The sequence below is a fragment of the Campylobacter concisus genome (genome assembly GCF_003048835.2).
In the GTDB taxonomy this organism is placed as follows: Bacteria; Campylobacterota; Campylobacteria; order Campylobacterales; family Campylobacteraceae; genus Campylobacter_A; species Campylobacter_A concisus_D.
The window spans coordinates 1,507,057-1,528,428 of the sequence record NZ_CP060705.1 but is presented as its reverse complement, the minus strand read 5'-3'; the positions used below and the strand labels follow the sequence as shown (position 1 = coordinate 1,528,428).

The following is a 21,372-nucleotide window of genomic DNA, read 5'->3' as shown; positions in this document are numbered from 1 at the left end:
ATTGATTATATGTAAAATTTCGCAAATAAAATTTAAGGTAATAATATATGTATAGACGTGGAATAGGTGGTTTTGGCATTGTTGTGGTTTTACTTGTTTTGATATTGGCTGGTGGCTTTGGTTATGCTTTAATGTCGAAAGACTTTGAGCGAAACGAGCCAATTATCGGAGTTGCTGATAAGGTTTATTGGAACCTTCGCTCGCCTATGAATATCAAATTTAAAGATGACAGCGGCATAAAATTTGTGCGCATTAGCATAAATGACGGCAAAAATGACCTAAATTTACTAAATCAAATTATACAAAACCCAAGCACTGAGCTTGATGTAAATTTAACCTTCCCAAAGACTGGATTTTTTGCTCAAAAAGATACTTATGAGATGAGTATAGAAGCGGTCGATACTAGCAAATGGGGTTTTTTTACTGGAAATAAAGCAAGCAAAAAAGTTGAAGTCGTACTTGATACATCAAAGCCTGATCTTTACGTGCTTTCACAGTCTTACTCTATCTCAAAAGGCGGTAGTGCAGTTGTCGTCTTTAGAGCGACTGATAATCAGCTAAAAGAGGTTTATGTCCAGACAAATTTTGGTAAGAAATTTAAGGCCGTGCCATTTTACAAAGAGGGCTTTTATGCAGCACTTGTTGCTTGGCCAGTGCAAGTTGAAAACTTTAGCGCAGAGGTCATTGCCAGGGACTTTGCGGGCAATGAGAGCAAATCTCACGTGAGATATTTTTATGAAAATGTAAAATACAAAACTTCAACCATTGCTTTAAATGATAGATTTTTAGACGGAAAGATCGTTGATCTAACAGATCAATACGCCAAAGATCCAAACGCTCTTTCTAGGCTTGATAAGATGAAATTTGTCAATGAAACACTAAGAAACTCAAATGAAGAGAAGATAGCAGCACTCACTTCAAACGTCGATACTGACATCACAAATGGCTTTAATATAATTCCATTTTATCCACTTAGAAATGGCAAGAAAGTGGCTGATTTTGCTGACCACCGCTTCTATACATATAATAATGAACAAGTAAGTGAGTCATGGCACATGGGTATAGATTTTGCAAGCGTGGCATCAGCTCCGATAATAGCTAGCAATGCGGGCCGCGTCGTGTTAGCATCTGAGAATGGAATTTATGGTTTAAACATTGTGATCGATCATGGATTTGGACTTTACTCACTTTACGGACACTGCTCAAGTGCGAAGGTAAAAGAGGGCGACATGGTTGCTGCTGGCGATCAAATAGGCGCAACTGGAACGAGTGGCCTTGCTCTTGGAGATCACCTTCACTTTGGAATTTTAGTCCAAGGCGAAGAGGTAAGGCCTCAACAATGGATGGATAAAAAGTGGATAAAAGACAATGTGACAAGTGTCTTAGATGCCGCAAAGGCGATGATAGATAAGAATTAAATTTGCAAATTTGATTTTTTAGTGCTATCATAAGCAAACAAAAAAATATAAGGAAAATTTTTGAAACAAACTACTATCGCAAGACGCGTTGAGACCGTTGGTATAGGGCTTCATAAGGGTGAGCCGATAAGACTTATACTAGAACCTCTTGATGCAAATTCAGGTATTATTTTGCACCGCGAAGATCTTGGTATTAGTTTTAAAGCTGAGCCTAAAAACGTTATAAATACGCAAATGGCAACCGTCGTTGGCAACGAAAAGGGTTTTATCAGCACGATAGAGCACTTAATGGCAGCTGTAAATGGATACGGCATTGATAATATTAGAATTTCAGTTGATGCAAACGAAATTCCTGTCATGGACGGCAGTGCGATAAGCTTTTGTATGCTGCTTGATGAAGCTGGTATAAGACATCTTGATGCTGGTAAAAAAGTGATCCTTGTCCGCCGCGAGGTCGAGGTGGTTGAGGGGTCAAAATTTGTGCGAACTTCGCCTTCAAGAAATCCAAAATTTGACTATACGATCAAATTTGACCACCCAGTTATCGGCGAACAAAGATATGTTTTTGAATTTAGCAAGAGTTCATTTGTAAAAAATATAGCTCGAGCTAGAACTTTTGGCTTTTTAAAAGATTTGCAACGCTTGCAAGCTCAAAATTTAGCCCTTGGCGCATCGCTTGATAACGCCGTAGCTATCGATGATACGCATATTTTAAACCCAGAGGGTTTGAGATTTGAAAATGAGTTTGTAAGACATAAAATTTTAGACGCAGTTGGCGATTTGAGCTTGCTTGGAGCACCTTTGTTAGGGGATTACACAGCATTTGCTGGTAGCCACGATCTAAATCACAAACTAACGCTTGCTTTAATGGCAGATGAGAAAAATTATGAGATCGCAACGCTTAGTGGCGAGCTTTTAAAAGAGTATCAAAAGGTATTTGCATAAAAAATATTGAAATTTTAGTAGTCTCTTTATCGACTCCGCTTTTAGTTGGAGTCTATAAAGATGGCGTAAAATTTGATGAGATCACAACTGACGAGCATGTCAGTGAAGCTCTGATAAAAATCCTAGAAAATTTATCCTCTAAATTTAATATCACAAAGATCATCTACGCAAACACACCAGGCAGCTTCATGGGGTTAAAGGTAGCTTACGTCATCTTAGAAACTTTTTCTTTGGCAAAGGGCTGTGAGTTTTACGCAGTTAGTGGCTTTAGTCTAAATGGCGGCCAAGCGATCAGGGCAAATAAAAATTTAAGTTTTGTTCTAAAAAATGGCGAAATTTCACTTGAAAAAGTTGAGCCAGTGAGATTTGTGTTGCCTTTAAATTTAGATGAATTAAAACTAAATTCAGATACACTTCCAGATTATATCATCCAAGCTGTTTAGGAGAAAATTTGAATATCTTAATCCCTGCAACAAGTGCAAATTTAGGACCAGGTTTTGACGCTTTGGGGCTTAGCTTAAAGCTTTTTAATAGCGTAAAGATCGAACCATCTAAATTTAGCTCGGTCTCGATAAATGGCGAGGGAAGCGATAGCGTAAATTTAAAGAGAAACAACATTTTTCTAAGCATTTTTAATGAAATTTTTTTAGAGCTAACTGGAAAAAATGAAAATTTTAGAGTAGTTTTTGAAAACAATATCCCATTTTCAAGAGGGCTTGGTAGTAGCTCTGCAGTGATCGTTGGAGCTATAGCTTCAGCTTACGAGATGGCTGGGTTTAAGGCTAGTAAAAGTGTTGTTTTAAATAAAGCTATCATCTATGAAACTCATCCAGATAATATCTCGCCAGCAGTTCATGGTGGATTTATCAGTGCTATCGTAAAAAACGGCAATGTTTATGCAAATAAAATAAATTTAAGCGATGATATAAAAGCGGTTATTGTTATCCCAAATAAGCCGATGAGTACGGCATCATCAAGACAAATTTTGCCAAAAAACTACACCATGAAAGAGTGCGTAAATAACCTCTCTCACGCTGCATTTTTGACATCTTGTTTTTATGAAAAAAGATATGATCTTTTAAGGGTAGCAAGTGAGGATATGATGCACGAAGAGCGCAGAATGAGCGTTTTAAAAGAGCTTTTTGAGGTGCGAAAGGTAGCTTATGAAAATGGAGCGCTAATGAGCATACTTTCAGGCTCAGGCTCAAGTTTTTTAAACATCGCTTATAAAGATGACGCTAAAAATTTACAAGACGTTTTAAAGAGTAAATTTGGTGATTTTAGAGTGGAAATTTTTTCATTTGATAACGATGGATACGAAATCACGCAAAGCTAGAAACAAGTTTAAAAAGGTATAATGAATAAAAATAATCCAGTAAGGACATGCGTCGCTTGCAAAGTCAAATTTTCTCAAAACTTGCTAAAAAGATACCGCTTGGTAGGCAAGAATTTGGAGTGCGGCAAAGGAAATGGTCGCAGTTTCTATCTGTGTGATGGCTGTTTGCAAAAAGACGACAAAATTTTAAAAAAAATAATTGATAAACAAACTAAAGGTGCTCTCGGACTTGATGCACCGAAGTTAAAGGAGATACTCTTAAATGAGCAATGTTAGGATTTCAGAGATCGCAAATGAGCTTGGCTACCCAAGTAAAGAGATAGTCGAAAAAGCTCAAGAACTAGGCCTAAAGGTCAAAACTCACTCAAACGCTGTTAGCCTTGAAGAGGCTGAAGCAATATATGAGTACGTTCAAAGTGGTGTAATACCAGATAAATTTAAAAAGAAAAAGAGCGAGCCAAAAGCAAAAAAAGAGCCTAAAAAAGAGGCAGAAAAAGAGCCAACTAAAAAAGAAGAAAAGCCTAAAGCTGAGCCTAAAAAGGTGGCTGCTAAGGCTGAGTCAAAGCCTGAAAAGGCAAAGACTGAGCCTAAAAAAGAGGCGCAAATTTCAGAGGATAAACCTAAAGCTGAGCCTAAAAAAGAAGAGCCTGTAAAGGTTGAGCAAAAACTAGCTGAAGCGCCAAAACCAAAAGAGAGCTTGGCTGATGTGACTCAAAAAAGACGTGGCCTTGTGATAGTTAAAAAGAAAAAAGATTTCGAGGCGCCAGCTCCGGTAAAAGAGGAGAAAAAGGCTGAGGCAGCTGTGGCTAACATCAGCGATTTTAAGAGTATGTTCTCTGCTAGCGATGAAAATTTGGCTAGAAAAAAGAAAAAAGAGAAAAAAGTAACAGTTGTAAGCAAAAAAGATAGCGCTGAGAAGATGGACTTGCTCGGTGGAAGCGACTTTGGTGATATCGTGCTTGAAGATGAAGATGTGGTTGTATTGCCTGATTTTAGCTTCAAAACACCAGCGCCAGCTCCTATGCAAAGGACAAAACAGCCAAATGCGATGAAAACAACCGTCAATAATACGATAAATTCATTTGGCGAGGGTGGCATACAAAGAAGGGCTAGAAAAAAACATAAAAAGCCTGAAAACAAGCAAAATAACGAGGCTGTAACTTCTATAAATATCCCAAAAGAAATTCGCGTTTACGAATTTGCTGAAAAGCTAAACAAGCAGCCTAGCGAGGTCATAGGCAAGCTATTTATGCTCGGTATGATGACAACTAAAAACGACTTTTTGGATGAAGATGCGATAGAAATTTTGGCTGATGAGTTTAATGTCGAGGTAAATATTATCGATGATCAAAAAGAATTTGACTACGTTGCAGCCTATGAAGAGGAGATAAAAGATGATGAAAATCTCCAGCCAAGAGCACCAGTCATAACCATTATGGGTCACGTCGACCACGGCAAAACCTCGCTACTTGACTACATAAGAAAGTCTCGCGTAGCAGCTGGCGAAGCTGGTGGTATCACACAGCACGTGGGCGCTTATATGGTAAATAAAAACGGCAAAAACATCACATTTATCGACACTCCAGGCCACGAGGCATTTACGGCTATGCGTGCAAGGGGCGCTGGCGTAACTGATATAGTTATCATCGTTGTTGCAGCAGATGACGGCGTAAAACCACAGACAAAAGAGGCGGTCAGCCACGCAAAAGCCGCTGGTGTGCCAATAATCATCGCGATAAACAAAATGGATAAAGAGTCAGCAAATCCTGATCTAGTAAAAACCGGTCTTGCTGAGCTTGACATCATGCCAACAGAGTGGGGCGGCAAGTATGAATTTGTGCCTATCTCTGCAAAAACAGGCATGGGCATAGATGATCTACTTGAGATCGTGCTTTTGCAGGCTGATCTTTTGGAGCTAAAGGCAAATCCAAAGGCAAACGCAAAGGCTACTGTCATCGAGAGCTCACTTCAAAAAGGCCGTGGTCCAGTAGCTACCATCATTGTTGAAAACGGCACGCTTCATGTCGGAGACACTGTTGTAGCTGGCGTTGCATACGGTAAGATAAGAAGCTTGCTTGATGATCAGGGCAGGCCGCTAAAAGAGATAAAACCAGGCGAATGTGGCGTGATAGTTGGTCTTAGCGAGATAGCGGAGGCTGGCGAGACGCTAATAGGTGTCAAAACCGACAAAGAAGCTCGTGAGTACGCACAGAAAAAGGCTGAATATATCCGTCAAAAAGAGCTTAGTAAGACCACAAAGGTTAGTATCGATGAGCTTAGTGCTAAGATCGCTGAGGGCGAGCTAAAGACACTTCCAGTCATCATCAAAGCTGACGTTGGCGGCTCACTTGAAGCGCTAAAAGCGAGCCTAGAAAAACTAGCAAATGACGAGATCAGAGTAAATGTGATCCACTCAGGCGTTGGCGGTATCACGCAAAGCGATGTTGCGCTTGCAGGTGCAAGCAACGACTGTATCATCCTTGGCTTTAATATAAGACCAACTGGCGAGATAAAAGAGAAAGCAAAAGAGAGTGGCGTCGAGATAAAAACTTACAACGTTATTTATAACCTAATCGACGATGTGAAGGCGATTTTGGGCGGACTAATGTCACCTATCATCAGAGAAGAGCAGCTTGGTCAAGCTCAGGTTCGCCAAGTGATCCATGTGCCAAAAGTTGGCACTATCGCTGGATGTATCGTCACTGAGGGTACGATAAACAGAGGAGCAAAAATTCGTCTTATTAGAGAAGGTGTGGTCGTTTATGAGGGCTTAGTTAGTTCATTAAAACGCTTCAAAGATGACGTAAAAGAGGTTGCTAAAGGCTACGAGTGTGGCGTTGGCATCGAAAATTTCAACGACATCAGAGAAAATGACTACATCGAAAGCTTCAAAGAAGTCAAGGAGAAAGCTACTCTATGAACGCTAACGAAATAAAGCGTATGAGAACAGAGAGCGTGCTAAAAGAGCTCATACCAGAGGCTCTAGCCACTCTTGAAGATAGCATTTTAAAAGGTCTTTGTGTCACTGACGTCGAGTGCAAAAAGGGCAGATACGACGCCTTTGTCTATCTTGATAAGATGATGTTTGACGAGCGCGAGCAAGAGTATATTTTGGGGCATTTAAAGCGAGTTTGCAGGCATTTGCAAAACCACTGCATGGCTGCTGAGGGCTGGTATAGATGTCCAAATTTTCACTTTAAATTTGACGATAGATTAGAGTATCAAAACCATATGGATAAGTTGTTTGATAAAATTTCAAAGGATTTAAACAAAAATGGATAATTTAGACAAATTAGTACGCGAATGCGGTGTAGAGCTTTACGACAGCGAGATCGCAAATGAAAATGGCAGGGCTATTTTTAGAGTTTATATCACAAAAGATGGCGGAGTGAGCCTTGATGACTGCGAAAAAGTGAGCCGTCTGCTCTCGCCTATTTTTGACGTGACACCGCCAGTTAGTGGGGATTATAACCTTGAGGTTAGCTCACCTGGTCTTGAGAGAAAGCTTAGCAAGCCTTCACACTTTAAAGCGAGCGTTGGAGAGCTAGTTAAAGTTCAAACCGAGGCTGAGAAATTTGCAGGAAGGCTCGTAAAAGCGGACGAAGAGAGCATCGCAGTAGAAAACGAAGAGGGAATTTTTGAGATCAACATCAGTGAGATAAAAAAAGCAAAAACATATTTGGAGTGGTAAAATGCTAAGCGACATCGAGATAACTCACCAAACGAAACTTGAACACATCAGTAAAGTTGCCGCAAAATTAGGCTTAAACGAAGACGAGCTTGAGCTTTACGGCAAATTTAAGGCCAAAATTTCTCCTAGACTTGAGCCATCAAACTCAAAGCTCATCTTAGTCACCGCGACTAACCCAACCCCATACGGCGAGGGCAAAACGACTATGTCAATAGGTCTTGCTGACGCACTAAATTCACTTAATAAAAAGGTTTGCCTAGCACTTCGCGAGCCATCTTTGGGACCAGTTTTTGGCATAAAGGGCGGAGCAGCAGGTGGTGGCTACTCGCAGCTTGCGCCGATGGAGGATCTAAATTTACACTTCACTGGCGATTTTCACGCGATAACATCGGCAAATAACCTCATTTCTGCCATGATAGATAATAGCCTCTATCAAGAAAACCCACTAAAAATAGAGAAAATTTTATGGAAGCGCTGTATGGATATGAACGACCGTGCGCTTAGATTTATCACTGTGGGTCAGGGCGGCAGAACGGATGGCGTGCCAAGAGAAGATGGCTTTAACATCACCGCCGCAAGCGAGATCATGGCTGTGCTTTGTCTAGCCACAAGCCTTTCTGATCTAAAAGAGCGCGTGGCAAACATCATGGTTGCTTACGATAGCGATAAAAAGCCTATCTATGTGCGTGATCTAGGCTGCGAAGATGCTGTTTGCATACTTTTAAAAGATGCGATCAAGCCAAATTTATTTCAAACACTAGAGCACACACCTACGCTCGTGCATGGCGGCCCATTTGCAAACATCGCACACGGCTGCAACTCAGTCATCGCAACAAAAACAGCTCTAAATTTAGCTGACTACGTCATAACAGAAGCTGGCTTTGGCTCGGAGCTTGGCGCGGAGAAATTTTTAGATATAAAATGCAGGATCGCTGACATCAAACCAAGCGCTGTGGTGCTTGTAAGCACGATCAGATCGCTAAAATATAACGGCGAAGCAAATAAAGACGAGATCACAAAACCAGATATGAATGCCCTTAAAAAAGGTATCGAAAACCTTGGCGGCCACATCGAAAATTTAAAAGGTAAATTTGGTCAAAACGTGGTTGTGGCGCTTAATAAATTTGGCTTTGACACCGATGAAGAGATAAATTTCGTAAAAGAGTACTGCCGTGAGCTTGGCGTAGAAGTGGCAGTTTGCGAGAATTTCTTAAAAGGTGGCAAAGGTGCACTTGAGCTTGCCCAGCTAGTTTTAAAAGCGTGCGATAAGCCAAGTAAGATAAATTTCACCTACGAGATGAGCGACGATACGAAAACCAAAATAGAAAAGGTTGCTAAGGAAATTTATGGAGCTGGCGAGGTGGTCTTTGAAGAGGCCGCTCTTAAAAAGCTTGAGATGATAAAAGAGCTAAATTTGAGCCATTTGCCAGTTTGTATCGCAAAAACTCAGTATTCATTTAGTGATGATGCGAAGCTTTTGGGCAGGGCAAAGGGCTTTACATTTAGCGTAAAAGACCTTGACATTAGAACGGGAGCTGGCTTTATCGTCGCGGTTTGCGGTAAGATCATGCTAATGCCAGGACTTCCAAAAGTACCAGCTGCGGTCAATATGAGGATAGACGCAGACGGCAAGATCGACGGCTTGTCGTAAATTTATGAAAACACACTGGCAAAGGCTAGTGTGTTTTTTAAAGAGGCATGGATGAACGACGAATTTTACATGGATCTTGCTTTAAGCAAGGCTTGGAAATTTCAGATCCTGACCTATCCAAATCCAGCCGTTGGGTGCCTTGTCCTTGATGAAAATGGGCAAATTTTATCTTGCAATGCTCATGAAAAGGCTGGATATTTACACGCTGAACCGACAGCGATACTTTTTGCGCTTTGCAAAAAAAGTGAAAAATTTAAAGATGATTTTATAAAAGCGTATAACGCTAAATTTAGCTCTAAGATAAAAGAGGGCGAATTTGGCCTTTTAGAGCCAAAATTTACCTATAAATTTATACTAAAAAACCACTCAAATTTACTAAAAAATGCAAAAGCCTATGTCACTCTTGAGCCTTGCTCGCATCACGGTAAAACGCCACCTTGTGCAAATTTGCTAAAAGAGCTTGGCTTTAGCGAGGTCATAATTGGCAGCCACGATGAAAATAAAATAGCAAGTGGTGGCGCTAATTTGCTTCAGAGTGCGGGAGTGAATGTTAAATTTGGCGTTTTAAAAGAGCGCTGCGATAAGCTGCTTGAGCCATTTTTGGCATATCAAAATGGTGGATTTAGCTTTTTAAAAATCGCCATTAGTAAAAACGGCGTGGCAAGTGGGGGCATCATCACAAATGAGCTTAGCCGCACGCATGTGCATAAACTAAGAAGCGTCATAGATACGTTGGTGATCGGTGGTAACACAGTGCGGACAGACCGACCAAGGCTCGATACCAGACTTATAAAAAATGGCAAAAACCCAGATGTCATAATCTACTCAAGAAGCGATAAATTTGATGAAACATTGCCACTTTTTAGCGTGCCAGATCGCAAAGTTAGCATTCAAAAAGAGCTTGATCTAAAAGGACTTTGCATGTTTGAAGGAGCTGGCGAGTTTTTAAAACTTGCAAAAGAGGGCAAGCTAGCAAATGTAAAATGGCTACTTATCTATCAAAGCTCAAATTTCAAAATTGGTGAAAATTTAAGGCTTGATCTAAATTTAAAACCACTTTTTAGTGGGAATTTTGGGGACGATAGTTACACTTGGTATGAAATTTAGGTTAGACATCAAGTCCAAAATAGTGTTTGACTAAAAAGCCGATGCCAAAAGATATGATCGCAACACCAAAAGTTATCACGCACATCTCAATCACTCTTGGTAAAAATTTAAGCTCCTTTGCCACGCTTATATAAAAGTTGTAAGTGATGATAGCAACTAGCGCAAAGAAAAACATCGACAAGACGGCGTAAAGACCGCTTGTAAAGATAAAAAATGGAAGTATCAAAAATGCCGTTGTTATGATGTATGAACCGCCTGTGTAGAGCGAGTAGGTAAGTGGTTTGATCTCTTCGCTTGGATTTTCTTTTGACTCGAGATATGCTGAGCCAGCCATAGAGAGTGCAGCTGCCACGCCCATGATAAGGCCTGTTGCGCCAACTGATTTTGTATTTGAAAATGCAAGCGCGATGCCGCTAAGTGTGCCTGTTAGCTCAACTAAAGCATCATTCATGCCAAGCACGATACCACCAGCATTTACGAGCTTTGTGTCTTTTAACATGGAGATTAGACTATTTTCGTGCTTCATCTCCTCTTCGTAAATATCACGAGCTTCAGGATATTCATCTACGATGTTAAGATAAAATTTCTCTGCATTTTCTTCGCGTGACTCCATAAATTTCAGAGTAAAAGAGGTACCAAAAATTTTAACAAGTATCGTATAGAAGATGACTTTGAATAAATTTGCGCTTCTGCTTTCGCCAGTTATCTTTTGACAAAAAGCATAGTGGCGTCTCTCTTCGGTGATTAATTTGCGAAGTATTTTTTTATTCTCTTCGACTTTTTCGCTAGCTTCAAGAAGAGAGTATATAGCAGCATCATCTGCTTCATTTTGTAATTGTTTTAAAGCACGTTTTTTATCTAACATAAAATTTTCCTTTTTTATAGCTTAGAAATTTTAAGATTTTGATTTAGAAAGAGAGATAAGATGGTGCGATCAGCGAGACTCGAACTCGCACACCTAGCGGCACTACCACCTCAAGATAGCGTGTCTACCAATTCCACCATGATCGCAAAAAAGAACAAAAGCCCCAAAAGAGGGGCTAAATTTTAAGCTTTACGCTTAGCCAAGCATTGGGTTTGCGTAAAGAACGATAAGTGTAATAACAAGTGCGTAGATAACTTGTGCTTCGATCATCGCAAGAGCAATAAACATTGTAGTCATAAGTTTGCTACCTACACCTGGGTTTCTAGCTGTTCCGCTGATAGTTGCAGCAGCTGTGTTACCCATACCTATAGCACCGCCAAGAGCTGCAAGGCCAAGGCCGATACCGCCAGCGATAACTGAATATGATCTGATCATCTCGCCGTCAGCGCCAAATGCGAATGCAGCAAGACCAAGAATTAAAAACACGATCTTTTTCATCGTTGCTCCTTTAAAATTTTAAAGCTCTTTCGGATCTGTCCCCTACTTAAACTTTATGAGCCGTAATATTACAAAAACAAAACTTTGTTTCAAATAAAAACACTAAAAATTTAAATTGCCTATAAAAAATTCTTGGCTTAGAAAAATGAAAGTTTTTTTATGCTATCTTTGAAAGAATTTAATTTATTCTTAATCTTAGGTTTTCAATGAACGAAAAATTTTCAAAGATAGGCTTTGTTCTTGCGATGGCTGGTTCTGCTGTGGGTCTTGGCAATGCCTGGAAATTTCCTACAATGGTGGGAAATAACGGCGGTTCGGCATTTATAATTTTATACTTGCTTCTTACTTTTGCTATCGCGTTTGTGGCATTTTTAGCGGAGCTTAGCATTGGCAAACTTGGCGAAAGCGACATCGTAAGCTCTCTTTACAAACTCGCTCCAAAAAATAAAAAAGCGTGGTCTCTCTCTGGCTTTTTCATGATCGGAGCGATACTTATAGCTTCATTTTATATGGTTGTTATTGGCTGGATATTAAAGTATATATATCTTAGTTTTTCGCCGCTTTTAGCAGACTCAAAAGCAGCAGGTGAGCAGTTTAACACACTTTTATCAAATGATTTAAGCAGCGCTGTGCTTTGCTTTAGTTTGGTTTTTTTAATGGTATTTTTTGCCGTTTCAAAAGGCGTAAAAAGTGGCATCGAAAAGCTAAATATATGGATGATGCCAAGCCTTTTTGTCTTGCTAGTTTGCATGCTTTTTTACGCACTTAGCATGGGTGATGGCTTTGTTAAGGCGGCTAAATTTTTATTTGTACCAAATTTTAGTGCGATCACGCCAGATGTTATCTTGCAGGCTCTAGGCCTTGCGTTTTTCTCGCTATCTATGGGTGTTGGCGTCATACCGACATACGCTGCAAATTTACCAGAGCGCACAAATTTAATAAAATCAACGCTCTCGATCATCTTTATAAACATCTTAATAGGCATTATGATGGGGCTTGTCGTATTTACATTTATATTTGCTTATGGGGCTGATAGCACGGCAAGTGGTCCAGGTCTTATCTTTATCTCGCTTGTCACGCTTTTTGCAAAGCTTGGCATCGTTGGCAACGTCATGGCAGTCGCATTTTTTGTATCGCTATTGTTTGCTGGCATCACAAGCGCGGTTTCGATGATCGAGCCTTTTGCTTATTATTTGGTTAGAAAATTTGAAATTTCAAGAAAGATGGCGCTTCTTTACATCGGCGCCTTTGTCTATATCCTAGGCATCTTTTGCATACTTTCATATTATTCAGACACATCAAGTGCTTTTAGCGTTTGTGGCAAGCCATTTTTTGACGCGCTTGACTTTCTCACATCAAATATCATGATGCCAATAGGCGCTATCGTATTTAGCTTTTTTGTTGGCTATAAGCTTAAAAAAGAGAGTTTGTATCTGCTTTTTGGCGATTTTATGGGAAGAGCTTTTTTTGAAATTTGGTACTTTTTCTTAAGATATGTCGTGCCAGTTGCCATTTGTGCGATAATGATCTATCAGATGGCAGGTAAATAATGGCAGAGAGATTTAGTAAAATTGGCTTTATCCTTTCTATAATTGGAGCGGCTATTGGCCTTGGTAATGCTTGGAAATTTCCATACATGGTTGGCAGTAACGGCGGTTCGGCATTTATCCTTATATATCTATTTTTTGCCTTTGCTGTTGGTCTTAGCATATTTTTTGCTGAGATGGCGATGGGTAAAATTTCACGCCTTGATACGGTTGGAGCGTTTAAATCTCTAGCTACAAAAGGGGCAAGCTCTTGGAAATTTGCCGGTATTATCATGGTGACTGGGCTATTTATCGCATCTTTTTACACACTCATCATTGGCTGGGTTTTAAAATACGTCATTTTAAGTCTTAGCGAGCTACCTAAAGATATCGCAAGTTCAGAGACGCTTTTTGTAAATTTCACCTCAAATGGCATAGGAGAGCAAATTTTATACTTTAGTATCGCATTTTTTGCCTACTTTTTCATCCTTACAAAAGGCGTAAAAAGCGGCATAGAGCGCATAAATGTCTATCTCATACCAGCTCTTTTTATCTTGCTTTTGCTTATGCTTGGCTACTCTTTTGGCATGGAGGGCTTTGATAAAGCGGCTAAATTTCTACTAGTGCCCGATTTTTCAAAGATAGATCAAGCAGCTGTTTTAAACGCTCTTGGACTTGCTTTTTTTACGATGTGCGTTGGCATTGGCTGCATACTTACTTACTCATCAAGTCTAAGCGACGATACAAATTTATTTACCTCATCGCTCTATGTCGTCTTTGCAAATATCATAATAAGCGTCATCATCGGCCTTATCGTCTTTACATTTACATTTGAGTTTGGCTCAGAGCCATCAAAAGGCGCAGGGCTTGCTTTCATATCGCTACCAACGCTATTTGCTAAGCTTGGCTTGCTTGGAAATTTCTTGGCATTTACATTTTTTATATCGCTATTTTTTGCTGGCATCACCTCGGTTATCTCGATGGTTGAACCGTTTATATTTTTCTTAAGCAAAAGCCTAAATTTTAGTAGAAACAAATCGATCCTAATCGTCGCTTGCGTGGTTTATATTTTAGGAATTTTATGCGCATTAAGTGGCACAAACGAATTTAAAGATGTACTTACATTTTTTGGTAAGAGCTTTTTTGACCTGCTTGATTATCTCAGCTCAAACATCATGCTCCCGCTTGGTGGCATCTTGTTTGCTATCTTTGTTGGATACTTTGTAAAATTTGAGCTTTTAAAAGAGCTATTTTTGCCTTATATGGGCAAGGTTGTATTTAACATTTGGTATTTTTTAATTAGATTTGTGGCTCCACTTTTAGTTCTGGTGGTGTTAATAAGGGAGATCTCATAATATGGCAAAAGAACAATTTTCTAAAATAGGCTATGTCTTAGCAGTCGCTGGATCGGCGGTCGGACTTGGTAATGCGTGGAAATTTCCATACATGGTTGGTGAAAACGGCGGTTCGGCGTTTATTATCCTATATCTTTTGATAACTTTTCTAGTTGGTGTGCCTATCTTTATGGCAGAGCTTAGTATCGGCAAGCTTAGCGAGAGCGACAGTGTAAATGCTTTTAGAAAGCTAGCAGCTAAAAATAAAAATTTATGGCAACTAGTTGGAATTTTAGCCATGGTGACAGCGGCCATCATCTCATCATACTATATCGTGATCATCGGCTGGGTCTTTAAATATTTCACGCTCTCATTTACTGGCCTCCCAAGCGATATAGATAGCTCAAAAGTGATATTTAACGATCTTTTGACGCATGGTCTTGGCGAGCAGACACTTTACTTTGTTATAGCATTTGCAGCTTGCTTTTTCATCCTGTCAAAAGGCGTAAAAAGCGGCATAGAGAAGCTAAATGTTTGGATGATGCCAAGCCTATTTATCATGGTTTTGATCATGCTTTTTTACTCTATAACGATGGATGGCTTTGTAAAATCAGCCGAGTTTTTACTCATCCCAGACTTTAGCAAAATTTCATTTAACTCACTCTTGCTTGCTCTTGGACTTGCATTTTGGACGCTATCTCTTGGTATGGCAGCGATCATTACTTATTCAGCTAGCCTAAGCGATGATACAAATTTAGCCACTTCAACGCTTAGTATCGTCTTCATAAATATCGCGCTTGCTATTATGATAGGTCTTGTTATTTTTACCTTTATATTTGAATTTGGCGCTACTCCGTCTCAAGGACCAGGTCTTGTCTTTATCTCGCTACCAACGCTATTTGCAAAGCTTGGCGCGATCGGTCAAATTTTGGCTGTAGCATTTTTTGCTGCACTTATCTTTGCTGGTATCACTTCAGCCATCTCCATCGTTGAGCCATTTGTCTTTTTCTTGATCAGAGAGTATGGCATGAGTAGGAAAAAAGCGCTTTGCATAGTTGGAGCTGGGATTTTCATAGTTGGATTTTTATGTCTTTTATCAAATATAGAAAATGTTGGCGATAAATTTATGATATTTGGTAAAAATTTCTTTGACTTCCTTGACTTTACTGCTTCAAATATCTTGCTACCAATTAGCGGTATCGGTGGAGCGATATTTGTAGGATATTTTATGAAAAAAGATGCTTTATATGTGCTATTTAGCCCATATATGAGTGATTTTGTATTTAATACATGGTATTTTTTACTAAGATATGTAGCACCAGTTTGTGTGCTCATCATCATGATAAATGAACTATTAAAGGTTTTTAATGGATAAGATTGAGAGATTTTTTGACAAAGCTGGTGATATAGTCGGCTATATTTGTATGTTTATTATGGCTTTGATGATAATAGACGTATTTTTTAACGTTGTGGCAAGATACTTTTTCTCTTACGGCAACGTTGCATTTCAGGAGCTTGAGTGGCACTTTTTTGCTGTGATATTTCTACTTGGCATGAGCTATGCTCTAAAAGAGGACGCACATGTTAGAGTTGATATCTTTTATGCTAAATTTTCGCCAAAAAACAAAGCCCTTGTAAATATGCTTGGCACTATATTTTTTGTCATACCATTTGCGCTTTTGGTTTCAAATTTATCATTTGGATTTGTAGGAGATGCTTATAGCTCAGCAGAGGCTAGCGCAGATCCAGGCGGTCTTACTCACAGATGGATCATAAAAGCGATGATCCCTGTTTCATTTTACATACTTGTATTTTTTGCGATTGGCTTTTTTATAAGAAATTTCAATCTTTACAAAAAAGCTAAAAAGGGGGAATAATGGCTGGTTTGATAATGTTTATAGCCGCACTATTGATGCTTGGCATTGGCTTTCCAGTGGCATTTACCTTTGGTGCGGTTGCGATGATATTTGGCATGGTCGGCAGCGTTGTAGAGAGCCTTAGCGATGGCGATGGCCTACTTGGCAGTATAGAAGTATTTAAAGATATGTTTAACTTCATGCCTTATAGAATTTTTTCTATCATGGAGAGTAGAATTTTTATAGCAGTTCCACTCTTTGTCTTTATGGGCGTAGTGCTTCAAAAGTCAAAGCTAGCTGAGAGACTACTTGAGAGTATGGGTATGCTCTTTGGAGAAATTCGTGGTGGTATCGCTATTAGCACTATCTTGGTTGGTGCGCTTCTTGCAGCATCTACTGGCGTCGTAGGAGCTAGCGTCGTTGCTATGGGCGTTATAAGCTTGCCTGTAATGCTAAAGTATAAATATGATCAATCCCTAGGTTGTGGCACGATATGCGCTGCTGGTACGCTTGGTCAGATCATCCCTCCTTCTATCGTGCTTATCATCTTGGGCGATATCTTCTCAGTGCCAGTTGGCGAGCTTTTTCACCAAGCTGTTGTGCCAGGACTTACGCTAGTTGCCGTTTATATAGTTTATATTTTGATAGTTGCTTATCTTAAGCCAGAGGTCGCTCCTATCGTAAAAGATGAGAGTGGCGTTAGTAAATTTAAGCAGATCATTAGAGCGCTAACCGCGATCTTCCCGCCACTTTTACTAGTCATCTGCGTGCTTGGCTCTATCTTTGCAGGTATCGCTACGCCGACTGAAAGTTCAGCATTTGGCTGCGTGGGCGCTATCATTCTCTCTATGTTTTATAGGACATTTTCATTTTCTATGATGAAAGAGGCTTTGGCTGAGAGCGTGAAAACTACAGCTTTAGTCTTTGCCATACTTGTTGGCGCGACTGCCTTTTCTATGGTCTTTAGCTACACTGGAGGCGATGAGATAGTTGAAAATTTCATGACAAATTTACCAGGCGAGAAGTGGGGCTTTATCATCTTTAGTATGGCTGTTATCTTTGTGCTTGGCTTTTTTATCGATTTTGTTGAAATTTCATATATCGTGCTTCCTATCTTGGTGCCAATCGCCGCAAAACTTGGCATAAATCCAGTCTATCTAGCGATCCTAGTTGCTATGAATTTACAAACTTCATTCTTGACACCGCCATTTGGTTTTAGTCTATTTTTCTTAAGATCAGTCGCACCTGCTGAGATAAAAACAGCTGCTATTTATAAAGGCGTGGTGCCTTACATCATCATCCAAGTAGCAGTTTTAGTCTTTTTCTGCGTATTTTTAATGGAGATAAAGCCGATGCTAGATGCGAGCCACGGCGGATTATTTAACTTCTTACTCTCACTTTTTAAATGATATAAAAGTTTTTGGTTGTAAAATACCAAAAACAAGCAAAATGGCTAATTTGAGTTTCTGTCAAATTTAGCCATTTTTTATGATCGCTTTTTAGTAAATTTATAAATTTAATGAGGTGAAATATGGCAAAGAAATTTATCGATGTTATGGATACGACCTTTAGAGATGGCTTTCAGTCGGTTTATGGCGCTAGGGTGCTTATGAACGACTTTTTGCCCGCGCTTGAAGCAGCCAAAGAGGCTGGCATAGAGCATTTTGAATTTGGCGGAGGAGCGAGATTTCAAAGCCTTTATTTTTACCTAAATGAAGACGCTTTTGCGATGATGGATAAATTTAGAAGCATCGTAGGACCAAAAGCAAACCTTCAAACCCTAAGCAGGGGCGTAAATACCGTCACACTTGACACCGGTAGCCGCGAACTAATTGACCTTCACGCAAAACTTTTCAAAAAACATGGAACCACTACTATTAGAAATTTTGACGCACTAAATGATGTTGAAAATTTAAAATATTCAGGCGAGAGGATCGCTCATCACGGGCTAAAACACGAAGTCGTCGTTACTATGATGGATCTGCCTAGTGGCTGTGTGGGAGCTCATGATGTTAAATTTTATGAGAAAATTTTAAGAGAAATTTTAGATGCAAGTATCCCTTATCACAGCGTTTGCTTTAAAGATGCAAGTGGCACAAGTAGCCCACAAAAGGTCTATGAAACCATAAAAATGGCTAGAAAGCTACTCCCAGAAAAAACCCACATCAGACTTCACACGCATGAAACTGCAGGCGTAAGCGTGGCTTGCTATCTTGCAGCGCTTGAAGCTGGTGTCGATGGTATAGACCTAGCCGCAAGCCCAGTAAGTGGCGGTACAAGTCAGCCAGATATCCTAACCATGCTTCACGCAGTAAAAGGCAAAAACTACGATCTTGGCGGCCTTGATGTGGAGAAAATTTTAAAATACGAAAGCGTTTTGAATGATTGTTTAAAAGAGTATTTCTTACCACCTGAAGCTGTGCAAGTAAGCCCTCTAATACCATTTTCACCGATGCCTGGTGGCGCGCTCACTGCAAATACTCAGATGATGAGAGATAACAACATCTTAGATAAATTCCCAGAGGTCATCCTTGCTATGCGCGAAGTGGTGCAAAAGGGCGGATACGGCACTTCAGTAACCCCTGTTAGCCAGTTTTACTTCCAACAAGCATTTAACAACGTGATGTTTGGCAAGTGGAAAAAGATCGCTGAGGGATACGGTAAAATGGTGCTTGGCTACTTTGGCAAGACCCCAGTTACGCCTGATAAAGAGATCATTAAGCTTGCTAGTGAGCAACTAGGCTTAAAACCAACTACAAAACATGCAGTTGATATAGCCGATAAAGATGAGAGTAAGTCGCTTGCGCATGTGAAAGAAATTTTAAAACAAAATAAGATCAAGGTTACCGAAGAAAACGTCTTTATAGCAGCAGCTTGTAAAGAAAAAGGTATCGCGTTCTTAAAAGGCGAAGCCAAAGTAAATGTAAGAAAAGTTGATCCAAACACTAAGGCAAACGATGGCAGACAAACTCAAAGCGGCAGATATAGCGTCGTGGTAAATGGTAGCCGCTACAACGTTGAAGTAAGCGAAGGCTTTAACGACAGCATCCAAGTAAAATCAATCACTGAAGTTGAAGGCAAGAGCGTAAAAAGTGCCAAAAGTGCAGTAGCAGGCGCAACAGAAAATGATATCGTTGCAAGCTTGCCAGGCGCTGTGCATAAAATTTTAGTTAGCGCAGGAGATCATGTCAAAAAAGGTCAGGCCATAGTTGTGCTTGAAGCGATGAAGATGGAGATAGAGGTCAAAGCCCCAAAAGATGGCATCATAGGCTCTATAGAGGTTAGTAAAGGTCAAAGTGTCGCGAACAATCAAGTGGTGGCTAGATTTAAATAAATTTGCCACTTTTAAAAAGATAGTGTTAAGCGAAATTTGATTAACATTTTGATGACTTTTAGGTCAAATTTATAAAGAAACGAAAATTTAAAAGGAAACAACATGATAAATAAGCTAGACGAGCTAGGTCTAAAAGAGATCAAAAAGATAAATCACAATCTAAGCTACGACGAGCTTTTTGAGCTTGAAAAGGCAAATAACGAGGGCAGAGTCTCAAGTAATGGCACATTTATGGTCGATACTGGAATTTTTACAGGCAGAAGCCCAAAAGACAAGTATTTTGTCAAGCAAGATCCAAGTCAAAAATACATCGCTTGGGGCAAGATAAATCAGCCTATCACAAAAGAGCTATTTGATAAGCTTCTTAAAAAAGCAAAAGAGCAACTAAGTGGCAAGGAAATTTTCATACAAGACGCATTTTGTGGAGCTAGTAAAAAGAGCAAAAAATCAGTTCGTTTTGTCACTGAAGTAGCGTGGCAAGCGCACTTTGTAAAAAATATGTTCATCCGTCCAAGTGAAGCAGAGCTGGCTAAATTTGAGCCTGATTTTGTAGTATATAACGCCTGCAAGACAAAAAATGAGGACTACAAGGCTGATGGGCTGCACTCAGAAGTCTTTGTCATCTTTAACGTCGAGGAAAATGTCGCAGTGATCGGCGGCACATGGTATGGCGGCGAGATGAAAAAGGGTATTTTTTCTATGATGAACTACTGGTTGCCACTTGAGGGCAAACTAAGCATGCACTGCTCTGCAAACGTAGGCGAGAAGGGCGATACAGCGCTATTTTTCGGCCTATCTGGCACTGGTAAAACGACACTTTCAACCGATCCAAAACGCAAACTAATAGGCGATGACGAGCACGGTTGGGACGATGATGGCGTGTTTAACTTTGAGGGCGGCTGCTACGCAAAATGCATCAACCTTGATCCAAGCAGTGAGCCAGAAATTTACGCAGCGATCAGGCGTGACGCGCTACTTGAAAACGTCGTGGCTGACGAAAATGGCGTGGTTGATTATAAAGATGGCTCAAAGACCGAAAACACACGCGTGAGCTATCCGATCTATCACATCGACAACTACGAGCCAAGCTCAAGCGCTGGCCATCCAAAAAATATCATCTTTTTAAGCGCTGACGCTTTTGGCGTGCTTCCTCCAGTTGCAAAGCTAACAAAAGAGCAGGCGATGTATTATTTTTTAAGTGGCTACACAGCAAAAGTTGCTGGCACAGAGCGCGGTATCACCGAGCCAGTCGCTACTTTTAGCGCTTGCTTTGGCGAGCCATTTATGCCGCTTCACCCAACTGTCTATGCAAAATTGCTTGGCGAGAAGATCGATAAGCACGGTGTTAATGTCTATCTTGTAAATACAGGCTGGAGCGGTGGTGCTTACGGCGTTGGCAAGCGTATGAGCATAAAAGCAACACGTGCTTGCATAAATGCGATCTTAGACGGTAGCATCACAAAATGCGAATTTGAAAATTTTGATAAATTTAACTTCGCTATCCCAAAAGAGCTTGATGGTGTAGAGACAAAACTGCTAAATCCAATAAATACATGGACACACCCAGCTGAGTACAATATTTCACGCGACAAGCTCGCTAAAATGTTTGTTGAAAATTTCAAACGCTACGAAGATGTAAAAGAGGGCGTTGAGTACGCCAAAGCTGGCCCAACAGCATAAATTTATAGCCTTGTGGGTATTTTGCCTACAAGGCTTTTTAAATTTAAACTATCAAATAGTAAAAATATAGCTCACTTTTAAATTTCTAATATGAAATTTGAAAATTTTTATAAAATACCTCAATCAGAATT

General features: G+C 40.0%; 19 protein-coding genes and 1 tRNA gene. 17 read left to right on the top strand and 3 right to left on the bottom strand.

Annotated elements, in window-relative coordinates; translation table 11 throughout:
- The first annotated feature begins 47 nt into the window (after positions 1-47).
- From CVT08_RS07695 to ribD, 10 genes are all read left to right on the top strand, one after another.
- Positions 48-1,418 (top strand): M23 family metallopeptidase, encoded by a 1,371-nt coding sequence (locus CVT08_RS07695; RefSeq protein WP_103598958.1) that lies wholly within the window; start codon positions 48-50, stop codon positions 1,416-1,418.
- Between the two features lie 60 nt (positions 1,419-1,478).
- Positions 1,479-2,363, top strand: coding sequence for a UDP-3-O-acyl-N-acetylglucosamine deacetylase (lpxC, locus tag CVT08_RS07690; RefSeq protein ID WP_004317248.1), 885 nt, complete (start codon positions 1,479-1,481; stop codon positions 2,361-2,363).
- Between the two features lie 110 nt (positions 2,364-2,473).
- Positions 2,474-2,806 (top strand): glycoprotease, encoded by a 333-nt coding sequence (locus CVT08_RS07685; protein WP_413784342.1) that lies wholly within the window; start codon positions 2,474-2,476, stop codon positions 2,804-2,806.
- Positions 2,807-2,814: 8 nt separating this feature from the next.
- Positions 2,815-3,699, top strand: coding sequence for a homoserine kinase (gene thrB / locus CVT08_RS07680; protein WP_107855875.1), 885 nt, complete (start codon positions 2,815-2,817; stop codon positions 3,697-3,699).
- A 21-nt stretch (positions 3,700-3,720) separates the two neighbouring features.
- A complete protein-coding gene (locus tag CVT08_RS07675; RefSeq protein WP_021085774.1) occupies positions 3,721-3,975 on the top strand; it encodes a hypothetical protein in 255 nt (84 codons plus the stop codon).
- Complete coding sequence (gene infB / locus CVT08_RS07670) at positions 3,962-6,619, top strand: translation initiation factor IF-2 (RefSeq protein WP_107855876.1); 2,658 nt, start codon at positions 3,962-3,964, stop codon at positions 6,617-6,619. The genes CVT08_RS07675 and infB overlap by 14 nt, the downstream gene beginning before the upstream one ends.
- The gene (gene rbfA / locus CVT08_RS07665) at positions 6,616-6,981 is read left to right on the top strand and encodes a 30S ribosome-binding factor RbfA (protein WP_004317240.1); all 366 of its coding nucleotides are present in this window, start codon (positions 6,616-6,618) and stop codon (positions 6,979-6,981) included. Before infB ends, rbfA begins: the two co-directional genes overlap by 4 nt.
- A complete protein-coding gene (gene rimP, locus CVT08_RS07660; protein WP_021089627.1) occupies positions 6,974-7,390 on the top strand; it encodes a ribosome maturation factor RimP in 417 nt (138 codons plus the stop codon). The genes rbfA and rimP overlap by 8 nt, the downstream gene beginning before the upstream one ends.
- Before the next feature lies 1 nt (position 7,391).
- A complete protein-coding gene (locus CVT08_RS07655) occupies positions 7,392-9,041 on the top strand; it encodes a formate--tetrahydrofolate ligase (RefSeq protein ID WP_107855877.1) in 1,650 nt (549 codons plus the stop codon).
- 51 nt (positions 9,042-9,092) lie between these two features.
- Positions 9,093-10,148, top strand: coding sequence for a bifunctional diaminohydroxyphosphoribosylaminopyrimidine deaminase/5-amino-6-(5-phosphoribosylamino)uracil reductase RibD (gene ribD, locus CVT08_RS07650; RefSeq protein ID WP_107855878.1), 1,056 nt, complete (start codon positions 9,093-9,095; stop codon positions 10,146-10,148).
- Between the two features lies 1 nt (position 10,149).
- On the opposite strand, the gene CVT08_RS07645 is transcribed toward ribD, so the two are convergent.
- From CVT08_RS07645 to CVT08_RS07635, 3 genes are all read right to left on the bottom strand, one after another.
- Complete coding sequence (locus tag CVT08_RS07645) at positions 10,150-11,013, bottom strand: VIT1/CCC1 transporter family protein (protein WP_107855879.1); 864 nt, start codon at positions 11,011-11,013, stop codon at positions 10,150-10,152.
- Positions 11,014-11,074: 61 nt separating this feature from the next.
- Positions 11,075-11,159, bottom strand: a tRNA-Leu gene (locus CVT08_RS07640).
- Positions 11,160-11,208: 49 nt separating this feature from the next.
- Positions 11,209-11,511 (bottom strand): F0F1 ATP synthase subunit C, encoded by a 303-nt coding sequence (locus CVT08_RS07635; protein ID WP_004317263.1) that lies wholly within the window; start codon positions 11,509-11,511, stop codon positions 11,209-11,211.
- Between the two features lie 206 nt (positions 11,512-11,717).
- Here CVT08_RS07635 and CVT08_RS07630 point away from each other — a divergent pair, with 206 nt between their 5' ends.
- The 7 genes from CVT08_RS07630 to pckA all read left to right on the top strand — a co-directional run bounded on the left by CVT08_RS07630 (position 11,718) and on the right by pckA (position 21,241).
- A complete protein-coding gene (locus CVT08_RS07630) occupies positions 11,718-13,061 on the top strand; it encodes a sodium-dependent transporter (RefSeq protein ID WP_103630130.1) in 1,344 nt (447 codons plus the stop codon).
- Positions 13,061-14,392, top strand: coding sequence for a sodium-dependent transporter (locus tag CVT08_RS07625; RefSeq protein ID WP_107855880.1), 1,332 nt, complete (start codon positions 13,061-13,063; stop codon positions 14,390-14,392). Before CVT08_RS07630 ends, CVT08_RS07625 begins: the two co-directional genes overlap by 1 nt.
- Position 14,393: 1 nt before the next feature.
- Positions 14,394-15,746 (top strand): sodium-dependent transporter, encoded by a 1,353-nt coding sequence (locus CVT08_RS07620; protein WP_103621145.1) that lies wholly within the window; start codon positions 14,394-14,396, stop codon positions 15,744-15,746.
- A complete protein-coding gene (locus tag CVT08_RS07615; RefSeq protein ID WP_103607572.1) occupies positions 15,739-16,248 on the top strand; it encodes a TRAP transporter small permease subunit in 510 nt (169 codons plus the stop codon). Before CVT08_RS07620 ends, CVT08_RS07615 begins: the two co-directional genes overlap by 8 nt.
- Positions 16,248-17,636 carry a TRAP transporter large permease gene (locus CVT08_RS07610; RefSeq protein WP_107855881.1) on the top strand — a complete coding sequence of 463 codons (1,389 nt, stop codon included), beginning with the start codon at positions 16,248-16,250 and terminating at the stop codon, positions 17,634-17,636. The genes CVT08_RS07615 and CVT08_RS07610 overlap by 1 nt, the downstream gene beginning before the upstream one ends.
- A gap of 122 nt (positions 17,637-17,758) precedes the next feature.
- Positions 17,759-19,561 carry a biotin/lipoyl-containing protein gene (locus CVT08_RS07605; RefSeq protein ID WP_107855882.1) on the top strand — a complete coding sequence of 601 codons (1,803 nt, stop codon included), beginning with the start codon at positions 17,759-17,761 and terminating at the stop codon, positions 19,559-19,561.
- Between the two features lie 105 nt (positions 19,562-19,666).
- Positions 19,667-21,241 carry a phosphoenolpyruvate carboxykinase (ATP) gene (pckA, locus tag CVT08_RS07600; protein ID WP_196381039.1) on the top strand — a complete coding sequence of 525 codons (1,575 nt, stop codon included), beginning with the start codon at positions 19,667-19,669 and terminating at the stop codon, positions 21,239-21,241.
- Positions 21,242-21,372 lie beyond the last annotated feature (131 nt).

Excerpts from the sequence above, each read along its gene's own strand:
- rimP (WP_021089627.1), top strand. The coding sequence starts at position 6,974 with ATGGATAATTTAGACAAATTAGTACGCGAATGCGGTGTAGAGCTTTAC.
- CVT08_RS07695 (WP_103598958.1), top strand. The coding sequence starts at position 48 with ATGTATAGACGTGGAATAGGTGGTTTTGGCATTGTTGTGGTTTTACTT.
- CVT08_RS07645 (WP_107855879.1), bottom strand. The coding sequence starts at position 11,013 with ATGTTAGATAAAAAACGTGCTTTAAAACAATTACAAAATGAAGCAGAT.
- CVT08_RS07620 (WP_103621145.1), top strand. The coding sequence starts at position 14,394 with ATGGCAAAAGAACAATTTTCTAAAATAGGCTATGTCTTAGCAGTCGCT.
- ribD (WP_107855878.1), top strand. The coding sequence starts at position 9,093 with ATGAACGACGAATTTTACATGGATCTTGCTTTAAGCAAGGCTTGGAAA.
- CVT08_RS07625 (WP_107855880.1), top strand. The coding sequence starts at position 13,061 with ATGGCAGAGAGATTTAGTAAAATTGGCTTTATCCTTTCTATAATTGGA.
- rbfA (WP_004317240.1), top strand. The coding sequence starts at position 6,616 with ATGAACGCTAACGAAATAAAGCGTATGAGAACAGAGAGCGTGCTAAAA.
- CVT08_RS07675 (WP_021085774.1), top strand. The coding sequence starts at position 3,721 with ATGAATAAAAATAATCCAGTAAGGACATGCGTCGCTTGCAAAGTCAAA.
- CVT08_RS07635 (WP_004317263.1), bottom strand. The coding sequence starts at position 11,511 with ATGAAAAAGATCGTGTTTTTAATTCTTGGTCTTGCTGCATTCGCATTT.
- CVT08_RS07630 (WP_103630130.1), top strand. The coding sequence starts at position 11,718 with ATGAACGAAAAATTTTCAAAGATAGGCTTTGTTCTTGCGATGGCTGGT.
- CVT08_RS07610 (WP_107855881.1), top strand. The coding sequence starts at position 16,248 with ATGGCTGGTTTGATAATGTTTATAGCCGCACTATTGATGCTTGGCATT.
- infB (WP_107855876.1), top strand. The coding sequence starts at position 3,962 with ATGAGCAATGTTAGGATTTCAGAGATCGCAAATGAGCTTGGCTACCCA.
- CVT08_RS07655 (WP_107855877.1), top strand. The coding sequence starts at position 7,392 with ATGCTAAGCGACATCGAGATAACTCACCAAACGAAACTTGAACACATC.
- CVT08_RS07615 (WP_103607572.1), top strand. The coding sequence starts at position 15,739 with ATGGATAAGATTGAGAGATTTTTTGACAAAGCTGGTGATATAGTCGGC.
- CVT08_RS07605 (WP_107855882.1), top strand. The coding sequence starts at position 17,759 with ATGGCAAAGAAATTTATCGATGTTATGGATACGACCTTTAGAGATGGC.